This is a genomic window from Mesorhizobium sp. M0244 (assembly GCF_040321795.1).
Classification (GTDB): domain Bacteria; phylum Pseudomonadota; class Alphaproteobacteria; order Rhizobiales; family Rhizobiaceae; genus Mesorhizobium.
Genome location: NZ_JAMYSE010000061.1, coordinates 1 through 22,833 on the forward strand (window position 1 = coordinate 1; position 22,833 = coordinate 22,833).

Genomic DNA, 22,833 nt, shown 5'->3' on the forward strand with positions numbered 1-22,833 from the left:
AGCGCCAGGCCGGCAAGCAGCGAAGCGACGGCAAAGGCGGCGGCGGCATTGTACTCGTTATAAAGGATTTCAACATGCAGCGGCATGGTGTTGGTCAGCCCGCGTATGTGGCCCGACACCACCGAGACCGCGCCGAACTCACCCATCGCGCGGGCATTGCACAACAGAACGCCGTAGAGCAATCCCCATTTGACGTTGGGCAACGTCACGTACCAGAACGCCTGCCAGCCATTGGCGCCGAGCGAGAGCGCTGCTTCCTCGTCGCCATTGCCCTGTTCCTGCATCAGGGGGATTAGTTCGCGCGCGACAAAGGGGAAGGTGACGAAGACGGTGGCCAGCACGATGCCCGGCACGGCAAACAGGATGACGATGCCATGCGCCTTCAGCCAGGCGCCGAGCAGGCCTTGCGCGCCGAACAGAAGTACATAGACCAGGCCGGAAATGACCGGGGAGACGGAAAACGGCAGGTCGATCAGCGTGGTCAGGAACGCCTTGCCCTTGAACTCGAACTTGGCGATCGCCCAGGCGGCGGAGATGCCGAAAATCACATTGAGCGGCACCGAGATCGCCGCGACCAGAAGCGTCAGGCGGATCGCCGAGCGGCTGTCGGCTTCGCCCAGCGCCTGCGTGTAGGCGCTGATGCCCTTGGCGAAAGCTTCCTTGAAAACGATGATCAGCGGCAAGAGCAGGAAGATGGCGAGGAACGCAAACGTTACCGCCATCAGCACGGCTTGCGCCGGGCGGCTTTCGGTTACCGCCGCCGAGCGGCTTTCGTGGTGCGGCGCGTAGGATTTGATCTCCGGGTCAGCCATAGCGCTTGCGGCTCCAGGTCTGCACCAGGTTGATGACCAGCAGCATCACGAAGGACAGCGCCAGCATGATCGCCGCGATTGCGGTCGCCGCGGCGTAATTATATTCCTCGAGCCGGATGACGATCAGAAGCGGTGCGATCTCGGATTTGTAGGGCAGGTTGCCGGCGATGAAGATAACCGAGCCGTACTCGCCGACGCCGCGCGCGAAGGCCAGCGCGAAACCGGTGACGATAGCCGGCGCCAGTCCGGGAAGCAGAACACGGCTGATGATCTGGAAGCGATTGGCGCCGAGCGTGGCGGCCACTTCCTCTACTTCTTTGTCGATTTCCTCCATGATCGGCTGCACAGTGCGCACGACGAAGGGCAGGCCGATGAAGATCAGCGCGATGACGATGCCGAGCGGCGTATAGGCGACCTTGATGCCGAGCGGCGTCAGCAGGCTTCCGATCCAGCCATTCGGTGCGTAAAGCGTGGTCAAAGCGATGCCGGCAACCGCCGTCGGCAGCGCAAAGGGCAGGTCGACCATGGCATCGACGATGCGGCGGCCGGGAAAGCTGTAGCGCACCAGCACCCAGGCGACGATCGTGCCGAAGACGACGTTGACGGCGGCCGCAATGAAGGCCGTGCCGAAGCTGATTTCAAGAGCGTTGATGGTGCGGCGGTCGGTGACGATCGCCCAGAAGTCGGTCCAGCCGAGCGCCGCCGAGCGCCAGATCAGCCCGGACAGGGGAATGAGGATGATGAGGGTGAGGTAGGCAAGCGAGAAGCCGAGCGTCAATCCGAAACCCGGAATGACGCTCGGCTGTCTGAACCGCCACCCCGCCTTGGCGGGTGCTGTGGTCATGTCGTCCTGATCTAAATTGCTACTGGGCCGGCTTATAGATCTGGTCGAATATACCACCGTCGCCGAAATGATAAGGCTGTGCCTTCTTCCAGCCGCCAAAAAGCGGGTCGTCGATGGTGATCAGCTTGATCTCAGGCTGCTTGGCCAGGTCCTCCGCCGGCACCAGGTCGGGCTTCGAAGGACGATAATGGTTCTTGGCGATGATCGTCTGGCCTTCCTTGGAATAGAGATAGCTCAGATAGGCTTCGGCAATTTTGCGCGTGCCTTTGGCGTCGACATTGGCGTCGACCACGGCGACCGGCGGCTCCGCCAGGATCGAGGTCGGCGGGTAGACGATATCGAAATTGTCGGCGCCAAACTCGTCGAGCGCCAGATAGGCCTCGTTTTCCCAGGCGAGCAGCACGTCGCCCAGGCCCTTTTGCGCGAAGGTCACGGTGGCGCCGCGCGCACCGGTGTCGAGAACCGGGACATGCGCATAGAGATTGCCAACGAATTCCTTGGTCTTGGCCTCGTCGCCGCCATCCTTGGCGCTGGCATAGGCCCAGGCGGCAAGATAGTTCCAGCGCGCCCCGCCGGAGGTCTTCGGATTGGGCGTGATCACCTGGACATCGTCCTTGACCAGATCGCCCCAATCATGAATGCCCTTGGGGTTTCCCTTGCGGACGAGGAAGATGATCGTCGAGGTGTAGGGCGCCGAATTGTTTTCGAATTTCGTCCGCCAGTCGGGATTGATCTTCTTCGTTTTCGAGACAATGGCGTTGATGTCGCCTTCGAGCGCCAGCGTCACCACGTCGGCGTCGAGCCCGTCGATCACGGCGCGCGCCTGGGCGCCGGATCCGCCATGCGACTGCTGGACGGTGACAGTCTCGCCTGTCTCGGCCTTCCAGTGGGCGACAAAGGCCTCATCGAATTGCTTGTAGAGCTCACGCGTCGGGTCATAGGACACGTTGAGAATGGTGGTGTCGGCAAACGCGAAACCGAGCGTGCCGAACTGGACAGACGTGGCGACCAGTGCGCCGAGCAGTTTCCTGAAATGAGGTTTGATCATTTCCGCCTCCGTTGAACTCGCGCCAATCTACCGAATTGATAGAATTTAGATGCATTCAATGTTGCCTTTTTTGGCCTATTGAAGCAATTTTTCGCCTACTTTCGGCGATACGAGGAACTATTTTCCCCGCGCAGGATCCATGGTCGCGCTCCCGACGCGATTATCTAGAAACGGCTAGCTCTTCGGCAATGGCCGAATCGCGTCCGAACGAGGTTTCGGCGGACTATTCGTCGGTAACGGGAAAGTTGAAGCGCTCTCTGGGAAACGGCTCGTCTTCCAGCGTGAAGTGCCACCATTCGCGCGCGTAATTCTTGAAGCCGCCGGCGTGCATCGCCTCGACAAGTTTTTTGCGGTTAGCCGCCGCTTCACTGGCAATCGGTCGGTGAGCCGTTTCGCTCACCGGATCGAAGCAGTCGAAACCAGTGCCGAAATCGAGCGTATCGGCATCGGTCGCGCCGCAGGCCGGTTTCGGAGCGCTCTTGCGGTTGGCTCGCGCGATCGCGACATCGACCGTCGATCCGCGCGAATGGGTGGACAGTTCGCCGATATAGCCCTTGGCGATGAGATCCTTGCGCTTGACCTTTGGGTACCATTGCGGGTCCGGTGGTCCGCCCGTTTTTGTCCATTCGCCCGTGTCGGAGACAGCCCGCGCAGGGCGGTAGCAGTCGAACACGACCAGCGTCAGTCCTTCGGCAGCAATCGCTTTCTGCACTCCCGAAAGCGCTTGCGCCGCTTGCCTGGTGAGGACGCATACCGGCGCATCGTAACCGCTTACCTTGCGATGCAGGAAGTTTTCGAAGCCGGCATAGCGGATATCCTGCCGGATACTGGGATCCATGTCGGCCAGCCGAACAAAGCCGGCTGGGAGGTCAGCGGCGAAAGCGGGGGAAATACCGGCGGCCGAAAGCAAGGCGTAAAACCCAATCCCCTGAATCACCTGCCGTATTCTATTCAAGGGAAACTTTCACTCGACGAAAACCTTTACGCTGGCCGCGCGTCCCGCCGCGTCGATCACGGTCAGGGTGGAATAGCCGGCGCCGTCCGGCTGCCAGGTCGCGGTGCGCCGCCGGTCGATGCCGACCAGCGGCTTACCGTTGGCCAGCCAGCGGAACGGTGCACGGCCGCCTTGCAGCTTGAGCACCAGCGGCGTGGCGGCGGCCGAGGAAGTGCCGAGATCGACGCGGGCGCCGTCAGGCGGAAAGATGATGGTCGGCGCAGGTTCGGTCGGCGTCGCCTGTACCAGTCCATCGGCGCCGGCGCCGAAGCGCGTCAGCGTCACGGGCAATTCTTCGCGCTTTGGCCGCCGGACGCCGGCCGGTTGGGTTGGCAGCGGCATGGCGGCCAGGCCGGAACGGACAAAGCCTTCGAACAGGATGGGCGCGGCCGAGACATAGCCGGACAGCCCGGGCACCGCGCCGGCATCGGGGCGGCCGACCCAGACGCCGAGCACGTAGCGGCCGTCGAAGCCGACCGACCAGGCGTCGCGATAGCCGTAGGAGGTGCCGGTCTTGTAGGCGATGCCGCGCTGGGCAGCACCCTGGGGCGGCTTGACGCCCGACAGGATGTCGGTGATCTGCCAGGTCGCCTGATCGTCGAGGATGGTGGTGGTCGAGCGTTCGGCATTTGCCGACTCGGTGCCGTCATGCAGCGTGTGTGCCTTGCCGCCATTGGCGAGCCCGGTATAGAGCTGAACCAGGTCGCGCAGCGTCACCCCGACGCCGCCGAGGCCGATCGCCAGGCCAGGCGCTTCGTTGACGGGCAGCACAGGGTTTACGCCGGCCTGCCGGAAGCGCGCCATCAGCCGGGCCGGGCCGACCGCATCGAGCACGCGGATCGCCGGCACGTTGAGCGACAATTGCAGCGCCTGCCTGATGCTGACATCGCCCTGATAGCCCATGTCGAAGTTCTTCGGCCGGTAACCGGAGAAATCGGCTGGGCTGTCCTCGATCAGCGTCTCCTGCGCCACCAGGCCTTGTTCGAAGGCGAGGCCATAGATGAACGGCTTCAGCGTCGAGCCAGGCGAACGAACGATTTTGGTCATATCGATCCAGCCCGAACGGCTGGCATCGAAGAAATCGGCAGAGCCGACCTCGCCAAGAATATCGCCGGTGCGGGCATCGGCCAGCACCATGGCCACCGAGAGGCGAGGGCCGAGCCTGGCGGCGGCATCCTTGGCCACCTGCTCCAGCCCTTCCTGGACGCTCTTGCGGATCGTCAGTTGCAGCTGCTGGCCGGGAATGGCCTTGGGCAGCATCGTATAGGCCGCGTGGGCGGCGAGCGCCGGCAAGGTCCGCCGCAGCCCCGACACATCGTCGAGCGCGGCTCTCGCGGCCTCGCGTTCGCCGAGCAGGCCAGCCGAGACCATGCGGGTCAGCACCCGGTCGCGGGCGGCATGGGCGATCTCGAGATTGCGATCGGGGCGCCGCTTCTCCGGCAATTGCGGCAAGGCGACGAGCAGAGCCGCCTCCGAGACCGTCAGCCGCTTCGGCTCCTTGCCGAAATAGGCAAGCGAAGCGGCACGCACGCCTTCGAGATTGCCGCCATAGGGCGCCAGCGTCAGATAGCGTTCGAGGATCTCGCGCTTCGACAACCGTCGTTCGATCTGAACGGCGCGCAGCATCTGCTTGATCTTCGAGCCGAGGCTGCGGCTGTCGCGCGGTTCGCTAAGCCGGGCGAGCTGCATCGACAGCGTCGAACCACCGGAGACGATGTGGCCACTGGTCGCGAACTGGCCGGCGGCACGCGCCAGTGCCAGCACGTCGACACCCTGATGATCCCAGAAGCGCTTGTCCTCATAGGTGACCAACATGTCGACGAACTGCTTGTCGACCTGGTCCAGGTTGGTGGCAAGCCGCCAATAGCCGTCCGGCGTGGCGAAGGCCCGCAGCAGCTGGCCGTCACGGTCCTGCACCTCGGTCGAGACCGTCAGCGCGGGTGGGAGCGGCGGCGGAAACGCGCGGTCGAGCTGCCAGAGGGTGGCGGCTGAAAGGGTCAACACGGCGGCGCACCCTGCGGCTCCAATAGCGAATTTGCGAAGCATCTTCATAGCTGGAAAGAGGCCCCCTCATCCGGCCGCTTCGCGGCCACCTTCTCCCCATTGGGGAGAAGAGACTGGCGCCGGCGCTGGCCGTCTTCTCTCCCCTCGAGGAGAGGTCGACCGAGCGAAGCGGAGGGCGGGTGAGGGGGCACTTTGCTCATGGCGTCCATCACCATCTTTGCCTTACGGCGCCTTGACCTCCATCATGCCGGTGGCGGTGCGGGCCGAATATTGCGGCCGGTACATGTCCTCGATCGTCGCCGCCGGATGGGCATAAGTGCCCGGCGTCACCGCGCGCACGACATAGGCGAGCGTGATGTGGCGGTCGCCGTCATTGGGATTGAACGCCGCGACGAAACGGTCGTCGCGGAATTCGAGATGGGCAGCATCGGTCGGCGCCAGCCAGGAGAAGTTCGTCAATTGAGCGCTGGAGACCAGGCCCGGATTGTCGATCTCGAAGCCGGCCGGCAACAGGTCGGTGATCAGGAGCCGCGAAGGCCAGGTGTTCTGCTCGTAGACCTTGAGCACGACGACATAGCGTTCGTTCTGCTTGACCTCCGTGACATTGGCCTCTGTGCCGTCGAGTTTGTAGTAGGTACGGCTGATGGTAAAGCCGTTGCCGCTGGCCGGCAGAGGCTGGATCGGCGAGGCCACGGTGGTGACGACCGCCTGCAGCGGATTGCTGCCGGTGTTGACGATGGTCAGCGGATTGTCGGCCAGGTCGCCGCCGGCGATCTGGTCCGAATAGCCGCCGGCATGTGGTGCGCCATTGATGGTCAGCGCGATCGAATCGTTGCCGGCCTTCAGCGCGCGAGCCGCCAGCAGCATCCAGGCCTCGTCCTGCGTGCTGGTCCACCTGGCGTCGGCGCGTTCCCTGGTCACCAGCTGGATCAGCGCCGGCACGATGGTCGGCACTGGTTTGCTTTCCGCAGCAAGCGCCAGGATCGCCGCGCCGTCACGTAGCCGTGAGCCATAGTCGGACCGGTAGTAGTCATATTCGGGGGTCGACTTGGCCAGTTGCAACGCGGCCTGGAAGGTTGCCGCCGAGCGCTGCGTGTCACCGTAGAGCGCGAGAGACGCGGCCAGTTGGGCGACGGCCATCGGGCTGGTAAAGGCTTCGAGCTGGGTGTCGGCATAATAGCGCAGATCGCCGACCGAGGCCTTCTTGTTGCGGGCAAGCACATAGAGCGCATAGGCGATCTCGCTGCCGCGATCCTGGACGTCCTGGTCGTAGCCGATCCCGTTCTGCAGATTGCTCAGCGCCTGGTTCATCGCCAGGGCCGGCACGTCGTATTTCTGCTCGCGCGCCCGGGTCAGGAAATCGGTGACATAGGCGTCGAGCCACAGATCGCCGGAACCCGGACCCCACAGGCCGAAGCTGCCGGCCGAGGCCTGGTAGCTCAGCACCTTGTAGATGGCATCCTGGACGCGGTCATGCAGATCCGGGTCGCTGGCCATGCCGATGCCGGAGGCCAGCTCATTGACGTAGAGAAGCGGCATGGCGCGGCTGGTGGTCTGCTCGGCGCAGCCATAGGGGTAGCGGTCGAGCGTCATCAGCAGCGACGGCACGTCGAAGGCAGCTGACTGCGAAACGCCGACACTGACAGAAGCGCCATCGAGCAGGCTTGCTGCCAAGAGCTCCTTGTCGGCGCGCAGCGCGCCGCCGTTGCCCTTGAGGTCGACGACCATTCGGGTGGTCACCGGCAGCTGCGCCGGGCGCACCGGCACATAGAGCGTCTGCTCGACGGCGGTGCCGTCGGCATGGGCGAGCTTGATGGTGATCGAGGCGTTGCCGGCGGTCTGCGCAATCAACGGCACAGTCAGCGTCTGCCGCTTGCCTTTGGCGAGCGTCAGCTTCTCAGGCAAGGCGGCACTGCCGGTGGACAGGTCGCCTGTCGTGTTGACGGTCAGCTTGTAATCGCCTGCGGGGCCGTCGGTGTCGGCGACGTCGAGCCGCATGACGGCGGAATCGCCCGGCGCCAGGAAGCGCGGCAGGCCGGCGGTGATCACCACCGGATCGCGCACGATCACATCGGACTGGGCATGGCCGACCGCTTCCTTGGTCCAGGCGACGGCCATGACGCGCACGGTGCCGTTGAACTGCGGAATATCGAAGTCGATCCGCGCCTTGCCGTCAGCGTCGAGCTGGACCGGGCCGGAGAAGAAGGCGACCAGCTTTTCGGTCGGCGGACTGCCTTGCGACTGCATGTTGGCGCCGTCGCCGCCGGTGCGCAGCTTGCCGGTTGTGCCGAGCGAGCCGTCGATCAGCCGGCCGTAGATGTCGCGAACCTCGAGACCGAGCATGCGCTGGCCGAAGAACCAGTTCTCCGGATCCGGCACCTTGTAGTTGGTCAGGTTGAGGATGCCGACGTCGACGGCCGCGACCATGACATAGGCGTTGGTGCCCGGCTGCACGCCGGCGACGGCGACCGGGATCGACAGCTGCTGGCGCGGCATGGTCTTGTCGGGGGGCGTCAAGGTGACGGCGAGCTTCCGCGAGCCCGGATCGAGCTTCAGCCATTTGACGCCGATGGCGCGGGCCGGCATACGCGTCTCTTGCGCATCGCCTGGCCTGAACAGCGTTGCCGTGACATATGCGCCGGCGCCCCAGTCGTCGCCGACCGGGATATCGACAGTGCTGCCGCCGGCCGGCACGGTGGCGGTGACGGTCTTCAAGAGCTTGTCGGCGCCGATGGTGACGAGCAATTCGCCGGCAAAATGCGGCGACACTTTCAGCTTGGCCACTTCACCGGCCGCATAGGTATCCTTGTCCAGGGCTATCTCTAGCCCGTCAGGCGTTTCGGTGGTGGTGGAACTGACGTACCAGCCAGCATCGAACTCGTAGCTGGTGGCCGGGCCTTCCGGATCTGATGTCTCGATCTCGAGCCGGTAGCGGCCCCAGTCGACCGGCAGCGACATGGTAGCCTCGCCATCGGCGCTCAGGTCGACCTGGCCGTTGGCAACCGCCTTGGTGAAGGTGACCGGCTCATAGTTCCAGAAGTTGCTCGAGCGGTACCACTGGTAGTTGCGCTCTACCTTGACCAGCGACCATTGCGCACCTTTTAGCGCCTCACGCGTGCCGTCGGGGTCGACGGCGATCAGGCTGAACTTGGCCGTGCCGCCTTGCGGCACCGCGTCGCCGTCGAAATCGGGGCGGATGCCGATCATATGGCCCTGCGGGCGGATGCCGATATTCAGCGAGCGCTCGATGGCGCGGCCGCCGGTCTCGCGCAACCGGATCGTGACCTTGGCATCGACCAGCTTGGTGGTCGACGGCAGTTGATCGACGGAGACAGGGAAGGTCGCCTTGCCGTCCTCGCCGACCACCGGCAAGCCGGTGAAGGGCGTCACCGTCGGTTCCGCCGACTGTTCGTCGGCGAGACCGAAGGAATAGCCCTTGAAGCGGTCCCAGTCGCGGGCGGTCGACAGCGTCAATTCGCCTTCGAGGGCGAGGCCCGCGGCCGGCGCGCCATAGAGAAAGCGGCCGTCGACGGTGATGTTGGCGGTTTCGCCCTGCGCGATCTCCTGCTTGTCGGAGGACAGGTCGAACTCGATCCGATCCGGGACGAAGTCCTCGACCAGGAACATCTGGCTGGCGACCGCTGCCTGCTTGGGGTCGGTGTGGATCGCCACCGTCCAGGTGCCGCGCATGGCGTTGGGTTCCAACGGCAGGTCGACGGCGTGGCCGCCGGCCGATGCGCCGTCGCTGACGATGCGGCGGTCCTCGACGCCGTCGGGCCGCGAGAAGATGAATGTCAGCGGCAGGTTCTCGACCGCCTTGGCGGCACTGTCGCGGGCAAGGGCCGCGACGTGGACGTCTTCGCCGGCGCGGTAGATGCCGCGTTCGGTCCAGGCATAGACGTCGAGCGCGCCCGGCGCCGGGCGCCCGCCGACGCCCCGATCGGACAGGTCGAAGCCGGCCCGGCCCATGTCGAGGAAGACGAAATCGTTGTCGCCCTGCTTGGCCATCAGCACGGCCGGCGCCATGCCGCTGTCGCCGCGCGTCAGACCGGGGTTGAACACCGCCCGCCCTTCCGCGTCGGTGGTCGCGGTGCCGAGGATTTCGTTGTTCCTGGCCAGCAGCGTCAGTTCGGCGCGGGCAATCGGCTTGGCGGTTGCGAGCGAACGGGCAAAGACGTTCAGCCCATCCTGTCCGGTGTAGGTCGACAGGCCGATGTCGGAGACGAGGAACCATTGCGTGGCACGCGAATCATAGTCGTCGTTGTGACCGTTGACGGCTTGCGCGGTCAGCACATAGACGCCGGGCTTGCGCTGCGGCAACGCCTCGTCGATGGGAAAGGAGGTGGTGACTTCCTTGTTGAGGTCGCTGGCGATGTCGAGCTGGCCTTGCCAGACCGGCTCGCCCATCTGTTCGGAGATGTTCGAAATGTCGTAGCCGTCAAGTTGGCGAAGGAACTGATACCCCGACAGAAGCTGGGCCAGCGAGCGGTCGCCGATGCGGTAGAGCTTCATTTCGGCGGCATTCATGTTGACGGTGACGACCGGTATACCGCGGCGTGCGCCGGCAGGCAGCACGAAGCTGTCGCCGGTGAAGCGGGCCGAAGGCGCGCGGTCCTGCACGTAGATCGACAGCACCACCGGTGCTGCGGTGACCTCGCCGATGGCGGCCGGCAGGCCGGCGCGGAAGGTCACGTCATAATGCTGGCCGTGCTCTAGCCCTTCGACGCAGATCTGCTTGTCCTTGGCTTCGACGCCTTTTGGGGGGGCGTTATCGACGGTGACGAATTGCGCATAGTCGACGCCGGTCTTGACCAGGTCTTCGGAGAACTGCGCGCAGATGCGCGGCGCGCTGGTGTCGGCGTCGACGGTATGATCGATGATGCGGAAGCCCTTGCGGGCCTTGAGATCCTGATAGGCGGCCCTCACCGCCGGCGAATTGACCAAAGCCAGACTCGCCTCGTAGGCCTGCAGGGCCGGCCTGTAGAGATCGCGGCGATCAAGGCCGTCGCCGAGCAGTGCCAGCACATCGGCACGCGTCTTGGCGGTGCGCAGCAGTTTGTACGCATTGAAGGCGGCGGAGGTGGCGTTTGCCGGCAGGGTCGATGCTTCCGAACTGTTGGCGGTCGGATGGACGGCAAGCGTTTCGCGCGCCAGTTCGAGCCAGAGCTGGCCATCATCCGGCAACACCGAAACCGCCGCCTCGTACTTTTGCATGGCCGAGCGACGGTCGCCCGTCAGCGCCGACTGTTCGGCGACCGCTCTCAGCGCCGTCAGCCCCTCGGTCGGCTTGGTGTAGGTCGGGCTGGTGAGCTTGTTGCGGTATTGCTGGGCCTGGTCGGCCATCCAGTTGGGGAAGAAGGCGAGTTCGGGTGGCGCACCGATGTCGGGGTCGCCGTCGATATTGACGACTTTTCCGGCGACGGCGCCGCCGAAGGGTTTCAGCGAATTGTAATCGGATTTAAGGAAGCACCATTTGGCCTTGAGGTTGTAGGTGAAGGCGCGGCAGGCCGGATCGCCGAGGCAAGTGGTCTTGCACTGGTCTAGGCTGACATTCTGGTCGGATCTGAGGTCGAAACCGAAATAGTCGGAATTGTCCGATGTCACCACCCGCCGGGCTTCGGCCGCTTGCGCGACACTGCTCCAGGCAAAAAAGAGAAGGAAAAGAATCGATAGACCACGTGCCGCGCGCATTGCCATAAACCCCTCCAGACAAGTGCTAACGTCCAGACATGTTCAAGCTTCAGTCGCGCTTGTCAACATCAGGACGCGGCAGGATCCGCCTGCCAACGGTTTGCTTTCCGGCCGGTGACCGGTAGTACCTCCATAGGACAGGGGATCACGCTTTCTTGCGGCGATGCAGAAGGTGTGAGTTCCAAGCCCTGTCTATTTCAGCAATTGGATTCCGGCCCCTTTACGAGCGCTTCAGAACTTCATTCCAATTTTAGTTTTGCGAGCTAGGCTAGGAACATAATGCCGGCGTATGAAAGGCAGATGTCGGGAGGAACCGCGCCACGGCGCGCGCTTTCGCGCGCCCTGCTTTTTGCCTTGCTGTGCTCGACGGCACTTATTGTCGAGACCGGAAATGCGGCCGCCTTCGAGATTTTCGGCATCAAGCTGTGGGGGTCGTCGAAGGACGAAGATGCCGATATCGTCGACCCGCTGCGCTATGCAGTGACGATTGAGGCGCCCGACGCCGACAAGGATCTCGCCGAGAAGCTCGAAAACGCCTCGACCCTGAAAGCCGACGAGGAACACCCAGTCTCGGGTTCGCTGGGCCTTTTGGCCAAAGCGCGCAGCGATCGTGAGCAACTTGTCGCTGCACTCTACGCGGACGCGCGCTACGAGGGTGTCGTCACCATCACTATCCAAGGCAAGCCCCTCGACGATTTGCCGCCCGATGCCGAGTTTTCGGGTCCGCAGCCGATTCCGGTGGTGATAAACATAGCAGCCGGGCCGAAATTCACGCTTGGCAATATCAGGCTTGAGGGCGATGCCGCGGGCTTGGCAAGCGCCGATTTCGGTCTGATCGCCGGCGGTGACGCCAGCTCGGGAGCTGTCCTCAAGGCGGAGGCCCTGATCGTGCGGGCACTCAAGCAAGAGGGCAGGCCCTTGGCCAAGGTGACGGACCGCGAGATCGTCGCCGAGCACGCCGGCTCGACGCTCGACGTGACGCTCACCGTCGCGGCCGGGCCGGTCGCCGGCTATGGCGATACCACTGTCGAGGGCACCGAAAAGGTCGACCGCGACTTCACCGAATATATGACCGGCCTGAAGCGCGGCCGCCAATATTCGCCCGATGAGATCGACGATGCACGCGACCGGCTGCTTGGGCTGGAGGTCTTCAACAGCGTGACGCTGAAGGAGGCCGACAGCCTCGATGCCGAGGGCAACATCCCGATCGGTGTCCAGGTCAGCGAACGCAAGCCGCGCTATTTCGGCATTGGCGGCACCTTCTCAAACACCGAGGGGCTAGGTCTCGAAGGCTATTGGGGCCACCGCAATCTGTTTGGCCGCGCCGAAAAGCTGCGCATCGACGGCAAGATCAGCGGCATCGGCAGCAACGACCTGACCCAGCTCAATTACAATGCCGGCATCATGTTCGAAAAGCCAGGCGTGGTCGGACCGGCGTCGAAATTCCTTGCCAGCGTCAACACGGTGCTAGAGCACCCCGACGCCTACGATCACTTCTCGGTCAAGGGCAGCACAGGCCTGTCCTACGAACTCGACAAGAAGCAGACGGTTTCCGCGCAAGTCGCGCTCGACTATTCGAAGATCCACGACGCTTTCGGCAAGCACACCTATCTGATTGCCAGTATTCCGCTGCAATATGTATACGACAATCGCGACAGCAAGCTCAACCCGACCAGGGGCTTCAGGGTGCTGGCCTATGCCGAGCCGAGCTACGACATCTTGAGCGGGGCTGCTTTCGTCAAGCTGAAGGGCGAAGGATCGGCCTACCAGTCGCTCGATTCGGCCTCGAAATTCGTTTTCGCCGAACGCGTCGCCATCGGCTCGATCATCGGCGCCGGTCTTCAGGACGTTCCGGCCGACCGGCGCTTCTACTCCGGCGGCGGCGGCTCGGTGCGCGGCTATGCCTATCAAGGCATCGGCCCGAAGGACAGCAATGGAGAGCCGATCGGCGGGCTTTCCTTCTTCGAGACCTCGGTCGAGATGCGTATCGCCGTCACCGACAAGATCGGCGTCGTGCCGTTCGTCGATGCCGGCACGGTGTCGACCAGGCAGGTCCCCGATTTTTCGGACATGAAGGTCGGCGCCGGTGTAGGCTTGCGCTATCTGACGGCGTTCGGGCCACTGCGCATCGACGCGGCGGTGCCGCTCAACCGCGGTCCTGACGATCCTCATTTCGGCATTTATGCCGGCATTGGCCAGGCATTCTGATGGCAATCTTTAGGCGCATCCTCCGCATCCTTTTCTACACGCTGCTCATCGTCGTGGCAGCGGCGGTGGGAGCGGTCGTCGTGCTGACCAAAACCGAGCGCGGCCGCGAAAACCTTGCCGGCATCATCTCGACCATGGCCTCGACCGGCGATCGCAAGGTCACTGTCATCGGCATCGACGGCATCTGGTCGGGTGCGCTGACCGTCGATCATGTCGTTCTGGAGGATCGCGAAGGCGCCTGGATGGTGGCGCGCAAGGTGGCTGTCGACTGGTCGCCGCTGGCACTGCTGTCGAAGAGCTTCAGCGCCGATCGAATTGGCGCCGAGCGTATCGAACTGGCAAGGCTGCCGCTGGCCAGCACACAACCGAGCCAGAGCGGAGCGACAACGCTGCCGGTCTCCATCGACGTCAAGCAACTCGACCTTCCCGAAATCGCGCTCGGGCAGGCTCTGGCCGGCAATGGTGTCGCCGAACTTGCAGCCAAGGGAGCGCTCAAGGCGGATGCCTCGCCATTGGCGATGGAGAGCAATCTCAACATCGTTCGCCACGATGGCAAGCAAGGCACGGTCGACGCCAAAGTCCATTTCGCTCCGGCCGACAACAAGCTCGACTTAGACCTCAAGGCATCCGAGCCGGCCGGCGGCATTATCGCCAACCTGCTCAAGCTGCCGGATGCGCCGCCGGTCGAGATCGTCGTTTCCGGCACAGGACCGCTCGCCAACTGGAATGGCATCGGGACCTTCGTTGTCGACGGCCGGATCGTCACCCAACTCACCGGTCGCCATCAGCTCACCGACGAGGGCAATTATGTCGAGGCCAATGGTGACGGCGAATTCGAGCGTTTTTTGCCCGAAACCCTGAAACCGCTGTTTGCCGGCAAGACCACCTTTGATCTAGCCGGCACAGCGACTACGGCGGGCGGCGTCGATATCGAGCGCGCCAATATCGACAGCGGCGCCGTGCACGCGACCGCCGCCGGCACTGTCGATCCGAACGGCGCCAGCGATCTTTCTGTGAAACTCGCGGCGAAAGGGCCGCCGATCGTGCTTAGCCTCGGCAGCGAGGCGCAGCCGATAACCGTGGCGATCACAGACGCCACGGCCCGCGCTTTCGGCGATGGCAAGGCGCCGATGGTCGATATCGGCGCGTCGCTGGTCTCGGTGGTGGCGGGCGGCACGCGGGTGGACGACCTGATCGGGCAAGTGCATTCCGATGGTTTCGACATCCAGAACCGTAGCGGACCTGTCACCATCAAGCTGACAGCAGCCGGCCTGAACACCGACGTCGCGACGTTGGCGCCGCTGATAACGGGTAGGGTCAGCGCCGGTCTCGCCGGCTCCGTCAGCAAGGAACAGATTGTCGTCGACGAAGGCACGCTACGCAGCGACGCGCTCAATGCGTCCGTAACGGCCACAGTGGCGCTGGCCGATCTGTCGATGACGCTCAAGATGAATGCCGACGCGGCTTCGACGGCGCTGCCGCCGCAGATCAGCTCGGTTCTCGGTGAGCGCGTGCAGTTTTCCGCAACCGCGACCCGCGACCCGGACGGTGCGTTCGCCGCGAACGCATTGCAACTCACCTCCGGCACGCTTAGCGCCAGCGGCACCGCCAGTGCGCAAGGCACTGATATCCGGGCTGATATCAAGGGCACGCTCGGCGACGTGTCGGTGCTGTCGCCGCTGGTCGGCGCCAAGGCCGGCGGTGCCGTCGGTTTCGCGCTGACCGCAAGCGGCGCGCGCAGCGCTCCGGATTTCTCAGTTTCGGCCAACAGCGACAGCCTGACGGCGTCCGGCCATCTGGTGAAGCAGATCAAGCTGAGCGCAAGCGGCAAGGCCGATATCGCCAGTCCCGCCGCCGATGTCTCGCTGACCGGCTCGGTCGACGACCAGCCGCTCGACCTCAAGGCATCGCTGGTCACCACCGACGGCAAGCGTTCCATCAATGGACTTGCCGTCTCGCTGGCCGACAACAAGATCTCTGGCGACCTCACGCTCGACGACGGCCTGCTGCCGCTCGGCACGTTGACCCTCGATGCCCGGGATATTGCTCCGCTGGCGTCGCTCGCCGGCCAGACGGTAGCGGGCGACGTGCGTGGCACGATCCGCTTCGCGAACGACAATGGAGCGCCGACGGTCGCGATCGATGCGACGAGCGCCGCGATTTCGCGCGGCGAACTGGCGGCGAAGACAATCGCCGTCAACGCGCTGGTCGCCAACTATCTCAAAGCCCCGGCGATCTCCGGCAAAATCAAGGCCGACACGATCACCTCCGGAACCACGATGATCAGCGGCATCGATGTCGACCTGAAACGCGATGGCGACTGGACCGGCTTTAGCGGCGCCGCCACGGTCGCCGGCATTCCGGCCAGCGCGGCCGGGCGGGTCAGGGTTGCGAACGGCATCACCAGCATCGAGCTTGCCTCGGGCGAGGCGACCATCCGCGGCATCAAGGCAGCTATCGCGCAGCCATCGGCGCTGACAATCGCCAATGGCAGGGTGAGCATAGAGAAACTGGCGCTCGGTGTCGGCGGTGGTTCGGTTGCCGTGTCGGGTACGGCTGGCCAGACGCTTGATCTCGCTGCCACCATGTCGGCGGTGCCGGCCGCACTTGCCAATGATTTTTCGCCGGGCCTCGATGCAGTGGGCACGCTCAGCGGCACTGCGCAGGTCACGGGATCGTCGGCTGCTCCCGACATCCGCTTCAACGCCCAGCTCAGCGGCGCCGAAACCAGTCAGACCCGGCAGGCTGGGCTCGGGCCGCTCGATCTCGATGCGGCAGGCCGCTTCTCGTCGGCCAGCGGCATCGCCATCGAGCACGCGACGCTTGCCGGCGAGAAAATCTCCGGCAAGGCGGCCGGCACCATCAATCCGAACGGCGCCAGCGATTTCTCGCTCGACCTCGCCTCGACCGGTCCGAGCCTGCCGCTGTCGCTCGGCAGCAAGGCAAGCCCGATCAAGCTCGAGCTGCAGGCGTTATCACTGAAGGCGGCCGGGCAGGGCACCCAGCCGAAGCTCGACGTCTCCGCAACGCTGCCATCGGCCGCCACCAATCTAGCTAAGGTCGAGGGCATTACGCTTGCGCTACACTCCGATCGCTTCGACGTGGAGGCCCGGACGGGGCCGATCTCCGGCACGGTGACCGCTGAAAAAATCGGCCTCGACAACCCGACCGTCGCGCCGCTGATCGCCGGCAAGGTCACTGCCAAACTTGCCGGCAGCCTTGCCGCCGATGCCGTCGTCGTGGACAGCGGCACCGTGACCAGCGACGCGTTGAACAGCGGCTTTAACGGGCGGGTCTCGCTGGCCGACGGCGCCATCGACCTTAACCTCAAGGCGGATGCCGCCTCGGCGGCACTGCCGGCGGCGGTACGTGGCGTGCTCGCCGAGCGAACGCAACTCAGTGCCGCGCTGAAGCGGGACGCCAACGGCAATGTCACCGCCAACGCGGTCAGGCTGTCATCAGGCGCGCTGAGCGCCGACGGACAGGCGAGCCTTGCCGACAACAAGCTCAGCGCCGACATCAAGGGTGCGCTGCGCGACGTCTCGCTGCTATCCAAGGACGCCAAAGGCGCCATCTCTTTCGCGCTGAATGCGCAAGGCGCCAGCACCGCGCCGGATCTGTCGCTGACTGTTAATAGCGATCGGCTTTCGGTGGCTACGCGCGAGATCACTGGCCTGAAGCTCACCGCCACCGGCAAGGCGGACGCTGCCAACCCGGCAGCGAATGTGCAACTTACCGGAAATGTCGCGGACCAGCCGCTGCAGGGCAGCGCGGTGCTGGCGACATCGGACGGCAAACGCGCCATCAACGGGCTTTTGCTGTCGCTCGGCAAGAACCGGATTTCCGGCGACCTGGCCCTCGACGATGCCTTCGTGCCGGTCGGCACCGTGGCACTCGACCTGCCCGATATCGGTCCGCTTGCTGCCCTGGCACTGGAAAAGGCCGATGGCGATGTGCGCGGTACGATCGCCTTCTCCAAGGCGGGCACCGTGCCGCAGGTCGCCGTCAAGGCGACGACGGGCTCGATCTCGCGCGGCGATGTCTCGGCCAAGGCGGTGACCATCGATGCGCTGATCGCCAACTATCTGGCGGCACCGGTGATCTCCGGAAAAATCCGTGCCGACAGCGTCACTTCCGGCGGCACGGTTATCCGTGGTGTCGACGTCGATCTCAAGCGCGACGGCGAATGGACCGGTTTCTCGGGTGGCGCCACCGTCAAGGACATTCCGCTGAAGGCCGCCGGCCGGGTCAAGGCGGTCAAGGGCTCGACGACGGTCGAACTTGCCTCCGGGGAAGCGACCATCCGCGGCATCAAGGCGGCCATCGCCCAGGCCTCGACCATCACCATTGCCAACGGCTCGACCAGCCTCGACAGGCTGGTGCTCAACCTCGGCGGCGGCACGGCGACGGTCACGGGCAAGGCTGGGCAGGGGCTCGACCTCAACGCGACGCTGGCCCGCGTGCCGATCTCGATAGCCAACAGTTTTTCGCCGGGCCTCGATGCCGCCGGCTCCATCTCGGGCACGGTGAAGGTGACGGGGGCGCCGGCCAATCCGGCCGTTGCCTTCAAGATCGACGCCGCAGGCGTTCAGACGTCGCAGACCCGCGGTGCAGGTTTCGGCGGCATGGGCGTTTCATCCTCCGGTACGTATTCGGGCAACAGACTGACCTTCGACGCCAATATGAGCGATGCCGCCGGCCTCGGCCTCAAGGGCGGCGGCACGATGTCGACATCAGGCGCGCCCACCCTTGATCTCAACTTTTCCGGCAAGGTGCCGTTCGCCTTCCTCACCAGGACACTCGCCGCGCAAGGCCTGTCCTTGAGCGGCACGGCCGACGTCAATGTGCAGGTGCGCGGCCCGGCGACGTCGCCCGTGATCTCAGGCACGGTCCGCACGTCAGGCGCCCGCCTGGTCGACGCGCGCTCGAGGCTTGCGATCAATGACATCACCGCGGACGTCGCCATCGGTAATGGCGTGGCCAGGATCAATCGCCTGACCGGCACACTGTCGACGCGCGGCAGCCTTTCGGCCAGCGGCACCGTCGGCATCGATCCGGCAAAAGGTTTTCCGGCCGACTTGTCGGTCAAGCTCGTCGACGGCCGCTATACCGACGGCAAGGTGGTCACCGCCAATCTCGGCGGCGACCTGACCATCAAGGGACCGCTCACCTCCGCGCCGGTGATTTCCGGTACCGTCAACCTGGCCAAGACCGTCATCACCGTACCCGAAAAGCTGCCCGGCTCGCTGGCCGAGCTCAACGTCAAGCATAAAGGTGCGCCGGCAGCGGTGCGTGCGCAGGACAAGGCGTTGCGCCCGGCCGCTGCAAGCAGCGGTGGCGGCGGCAGCGGCCTCAACCTAGACGTCACGGTCAATGCGCCGAGCCAGATCTTCATCCAGGGCAGGGGCGTCGACGCCGAGCTCGGCGGTTCACTGCGGCTGACCGGCCCGGCATCGTCACCCCAGGCGGTCGGCACTTTCACCTTACGGCGCGGGCGGCTGACGATCCTTGCCAAGCGGCTGACCTTCACTGAAGGCACCGTCGGCTTCTCGGGCTCGCTGGTGCCCTACCTCAACCTCACGGCGCAATCGAAGACGACCAGCGCCACCGTGACCATCGTGGTATCGGGCGAGGCGAACAACCCGAAATTCACCTTTTCCTCGGTACCCGCGCTGCCGGAGGACGAGGTGCTGGCGCAGCTGATCTTCGGCCGCTCAATGTCGAACCTGTCGCCGCTGCAGATCGCGCAGCTCGCCGAGGCTGCCGGACAACTGGCCGGCGTCGGCGGCTCGACATCCCTGTTTCAGAACCTGCGCAGCGCAATCGGCGTCGACGATCTCGACGTAATCACGGACGAACAGGGCGGCACCGCCGTCTCGGCGGGCAAGTATCTCAACGACCGCACCTATGTGACGATCCAGAAGGGCGACAGGCCGGGCTCGGGCAAGGCAACCGTCGACCTCGACGTCGGGCGTGGCGTAAAACTGCGTGGCGAGGCAACCGACGCCGGTGAAGCCAAGGGCGGCATTTTCTACGAACGGGAATATTGAAGCCGGCCGTTGGCGCGGCGCGGGCGCATGGCAGTTGCTTTGTCAGAAGAACGAGCGGCGCAGCAGCAAATGTCCCAGTTTAATCGCCTGGAGATTTCGAACGAAATCCCTTGCGCAGTAGCAATTTTGCGCCAAGACTGTCGTTATCACGCGAACCGCCCTGCTTCCAAAGTTGCACATTCCTTGGCATGTTCCCAATCCGTGCCGTCTTTGACATCATGGCGCGAATGCGGAATGTTAAAAGGCAGAAAGCCAACAATGGGAGTTAGTCATGACGATCTACAAGAGTAACGGCGACCGCGTTCCCGATCACATCCTGGCCATGGCCGAAGACGCCAAGGCAGGCAAGATGGATCGCCGCGAATTTCTGGCTCTCGCCAGCGTCTTCGGCGCGTCGACGGCGATGGCTTATGGCATGCTTGGCCTTGCAGACCCCACGCCGGCCAAGGCGGAGGAGATCCAGGGCAAGAAAGGCGGCATACTGAAGGTCGCGCAATGGATCAAGGATCCGAAGGATCCGCGCAAGTCCGACTGGTCGGAAATCGCCAATGCCGAGCGCCAGGCGCTCGAGCCGCTGGTCAAATACACCACCGAATACACGTTCCGCCCCTATCTGCTGGAAGCCTGGGACGTGAATGACGACGCTACCGAATACACGCTGCATGTGCGCAAGGGCGTCACCTGGAACAATGGCGATCCGTTCACCGCCGACGACGTCATCTTCAACCTCAAGCGTTGGGGCGACAAGAAAGCCGAAGGCAATTCCATGCCCGGTCGCCTCGGCTCGCTGGTCAAGGACGACAAGCTGGACGAAAGCGCAGTGACCAAGGTCGACGACCACACGATCAAGCTGAAGCTCAGCACGCCGGATATCGCCCTCATCCCCAACGTGTGCGATTATCCCGGTCTCATCGTCCACAAGACCTTCGACGAAAAGGGCGGCGATTTCAAAGCCTGCCCGATCGGCACCGGCCCATTTGAATTGGTCTCCTACGATGTCGGCCAGAAGGTCGTCTACAAGCGTCGCGAGGACAACAAGTGGTGGGACGGCGAGGTCTTTCTCGACGGCATAGAGTTCATCGACTACGGCACCGATCCGGCGGCGATGGTCAGCGCTTTCGAAGCTGGCGAGGTCCATACCAATTTCGAGACGTCGGCCGACTATGTGTCGATCCTCGATGGTATCGACCTGGTCAAGTCCGAGGTCGTCACCGCTTCGACGATCGTCTGCCGCACCAATGTGACCAACAAGCCTTATGGGGATCAGAAGGTCCGCAACGCCCTGCAGCTCGCGGTCGACAACGCTGTCGTCCTTCAGCTCGGCAACGGTAATGCCGGCACTGTCGCCGAAAACCACCATGTCGCCCCGATCCATCCGGAATACTACGAGTTGCCGAAGGTTGCTCGCGACCCGGCCAAGGCAAAGGCGCTGATGGCGGAAGCCGGCCAGGCCGATTTCGAGCACGAGCTGATCACGGTCGACGAAGACTGGCACAAGAACACCGGCGATGCGATCGCTGCGCAGATGCGCGACGCCGGCATCAAGGTCAAGCGTACGGTGTTGCCGGGTTCGACCTTCTGGAACGACTGGACGAAGTATCCGCTGTCGATGACCAACTGGAACATGCGGCCGCTCGGCGTCCAGGTTCTGGCGATCGGCTATCGCACCGGCGAAGCCTGGAACGAGACGGCTTGGTCGAACCCGGAGTGGGATGCCAAGCTCAACGCTGCGCTCGCAGTTGCCGACGCCGCCAAGCGCAAGGAAATGATGAAGGACATCGAGCAGATCTTGCAGGATTCCGGCATTATCATCCAGCCTTATTGGCGCAAGCTCTACAGCCATTCGGTCAAGGCGGTGCAGAACTACAAGATGCACCCGACCTTCGAGCGCGACTACGGCAAGGTCTGGCTCGACCAGGCCTGACCGGACGATCCGGAAAGGGGCGGCTCGCCCCTTTCCCTCGCTCTTTGCATGGTCCTTGGACCTGAAGTCGGCGCAGCAAAAAGTTGCGGACTCTTCGGTCGAGGTCTGCAATAAAAAGGGTATCGCATCTGGACTGGTCTGAAGGCTTGTTCTGCCGCTTGCGGCAGGGCACGGCTTGCAAACCGGTTCCACCCCCCAACCCGACCGGCAGGGGACCGCCATGCTTTCTTTCGTTATCAGGCGTCTCGGCACCATGGCATTGACGATGCTGTGCCTGACGATGGTCGTCTTCTTCCTGGTCAATCTCGGGCCCAATCTGAAGAAGCTGGCGATCAGCCAGACTGAAATGCACACATCCGCCGAGCAACTTGAGGCTTGGCTGGTCAACCATGGCTATCGGCAGAATTTCTTTGTCCGCTACGGCCAATGGCTGGGCGTCATGCCCAAGCAGCCGGTTACCGACCCGGCGACCGGCAAGCCAGCGCAGCGTTTCTCCTTCTGCAACGATCCGGTCGTGCCGACATTCTCCGGCATCCTGCAAGGCGATTTCGGTTGCTCGACCAAGTTCAAGACGACGGTCGCTTCGAAACTCTTTCCGGCGCTCAGCGCGACCGGCATCCTGATGCTCTGCGTGCTGGCCGTCATGGTGCCGATCTCGCTTCTGATCGGCATTCTTGCCGGCATGCGCGAGGGCTCACGTACCGACCGCACATTGTCGGTGGCTTCGATCGCCTCGACGGCGACGCCCGAATATGTTTCGGGCGTCATCTTCACCGTCATCTTCGCCTCCTGGCTCGGCGTGCTGAACGGTTCGGCGGCCTCGGCCAGCCAGGGGATCACTTTCTACAATTTCACCTTGCCGGTGATGACGCTGGCGATCTACGGCATCGGCTACATCGCTCGCATGACCCGCGCCTCGATGGTCGAGGTGATGACACAGCAATATATCCGCACCGCCCGGCTGAAGGGTCTCTCCTTCGGCAGCGTGGTGGTCAAGCACGCTCTGCGCAACGCCCTGATCGCACCGTTCACGGTCATCATGCTGCAGTTCCCCTGGCTGCTCACCGGCGTCGTCATCGTCGAGGTGATGTTCCGCTACCAGGGGTTCGGCTACACGCTGGTCGAGGCCGCCGGCAACAACGACATCGATCTTCTGCTCGGCTGCTCGCTGGTCTCGGTGTTTATCGTCCTGATCACACAGCTCATCTCCGATGTCGGCTATGCCTTCCTCAATCCGCGCATCAGAGTTCAATAGGAG

The 22,833-nt window shown here is 63.9% G+C and carries 10 protein-coding genes; 4 read left to right on the forward strand and 6 right to left on the reverse strand.

The annotated features are described in order from the left end of the window. The 6 genes from cysW to NKJ08_RS27180 all read right to left on the reverse strand — a co-directional run. Positions 1–812, reverse strand: an 812-nt coding sequence (cysW, locus tag NKJ08_RS27155) for a sulfate ABC transporter permease subunit CysW (RefSeq protein WP_352784228.1), incomplete at its 3' end; no start/stop codon positions are given. After that, positions 805–1,656, reverse strand: coding sequence for a sulfate ABC transporter permease subunit CysT (gene cysT, locus NKJ08_RS27160; RefSeq protein WP_023720880.1), 852 nt, complete (start codon positions 1,654–1,656; stop codon positions 805–807). The genes cysW and cysT, both read right to left, overlap by 8 nt. 19 nt (positions 1,657–1,675) lie before the next feature. Continuing rightward, positions 1,676–2,704, reverse strand: a complete 1,029-nt coding sequence (locus NKJ08_RS27165; protein ID WP_352529558.1) for a sulfate ABC transporter substrate-binding protein — start codon at positions 2,702–2,704, stop codon at positions 1,676–1,678. 223 nt (positions 2,705–2,927) lie between these two features. Further along, entirely contained in the window at positions 2,928–3,641 is a 714-nt protein-coding gene (locus tag NKJ08_RS27170; RefSeq protein WP_352784230.1) for a M15 family metallopeptidase, read from the reverse strand. Positions 3,642–3,668: 27 nt separating this feature from the next. Continuing rightward, positions 3,669–5,750 carry a penicillin-binding protein 1C gene (gene pbpC, locus NKJ08_RS27175; protein WP_352529560.1) on the reverse strand — a complete coding sequence of 694 codons (2,082 nt, stop codon included), beginning with the start codon at positions 5,748–5,750 and terminating at the stop codon, positions 3,669–3,671. 174 nt (positions 5,751–5,924) lie between these two features. Beyond that, on the reverse strand, positions 5,925–11,399 hold the full coding sequence (locus NKJ08_RS27180; protein WP_352784232.1) for an alpha-2-macroglobulin family protein: 5,475 nt from the start codon (positions 11,397–11,399) through the stop codon (positions 5,925–5,927). Positions 11,400–11,672: 273 nt separating this feature from the next. On the opposite strand from NKJ08_RS27180, the gene NKJ08_RS27185 reads away from it, so the two are divergent. From NKJ08_RS27185 to NKJ08_RS27200, 4 genes are all read left to right on the forward strand, one after another. Further along, positions 11,673–13,601 carry an autotransporter assembly complex protein TamA gene (locus tag NKJ08_RS27185; RefSeq protein ID WP_352529564.1) on the forward strand — a complete coding sequence of 643 codons (1,929 nt, stop codon included), beginning with the start codon at positions 11,673–11,675 and terminating at the stop codon, positions 13,599–13,601. Further along, positions 13,601–19,651, forward strand: a complete 6,051-nt coding sequence (locus NKJ08_RS27190) for a translocation/assembly module TamB domain-containing protein (RefSeq protein ID WP_352784235.1) — start codon at positions 13,601–13,603, stop codon at positions 19,649–19,651. The genes NKJ08_RS27185 and NKJ08_RS27190 overlap by 1 nt, the downstream gene beginning before the upstream one ends. A gap of 271 nt (positions 19,652–19,922) precedes the next feature. Then, positions 19,923–21,575 (forward strand): ABC transporter substrate-binding protein, encoded by a 1,653-nt coding sequence (locus tag NKJ08_RS27195; protein ID WP_352529568.1) that lies wholly within the window; start codon positions 19,923–19,925, stop codon positions 21,573–21,575. A 220-nt stretch (positions 21,576–21,795) separates the two neighbouring features. Next, positions 21,796–22,830 carry an ABC transporter permease gene (locus NKJ08_RS27200; protein ID WP_352529570.1) on the forward strand — a complete coding sequence of 345 codons (1,035 nt, stop codon included), beginning with the start codon at positions 21,796–21,798 and terminating at the stop codon, positions 22,828–22,830. Positions 22,831–22,833 lie beyond the last annotated feature (3 nt).

Excerpts from the sequence above, each read along its gene's own strand:
- cysT (WP_023720880.1), bottom strand. The coding sequence starts at position 1,656 with ATGACCACAGCACCCGCCAAGGCGGGGTGGCGGTTCAGACAGCCGAGC.
- NKJ08_RS27165 (WP_352529558.1), bottom strand. The coding sequence starts at position 2,704 with ATGATCAAACCTCATTTCAGGAAACTGCTCGGCGCACTGGTCGCCACG.
- pbpC (WP_352529560.1), bottom strand. The coding sequence starts at position 5,750 with ATGAAGATGCTTCGCAAATTCGCTATTGGAGCCGCAGGGTGCGCCGCC.
- NKJ08_RS27180 (WP_352784232.1), bottom strand. The coding sequence starts at position 11,399 with ATGGCAATGCGCGCGGCACGTGGTCTATCGATTCTTTTCCTTCTCTTT.
- NKJ08_RS27185 (WP_352529564.1), top strand. The coding sequence starts at position 11,673 with ATGCCGGCGTATGAAAGGCAGATGTCGGGAGGAACCGCGCCACGGCGC.
- NKJ08_RS27190 (WP_352784235.1), top strand. The coding sequence starts at position 13,601 with ATGGCAATCTTTAGGCGCATCCTCCGCATCCTTTTCTACACGCTGCTC.
- NKJ08_RS27195 (WP_352529568.1), top strand. The coding sequence starts at position 19,923 with ATGACGATCTACAAGAGTAACGGCGACCGCGTTCCCGATCACATCCTG.
- NKJ08_RS27200 (WP_352529570.1), top strand. The coding sequence starts at position 21,796 with ATGCTTTCTTTCGTTATCAGGCGTCTCGGCACCATGGCATTGACGATG.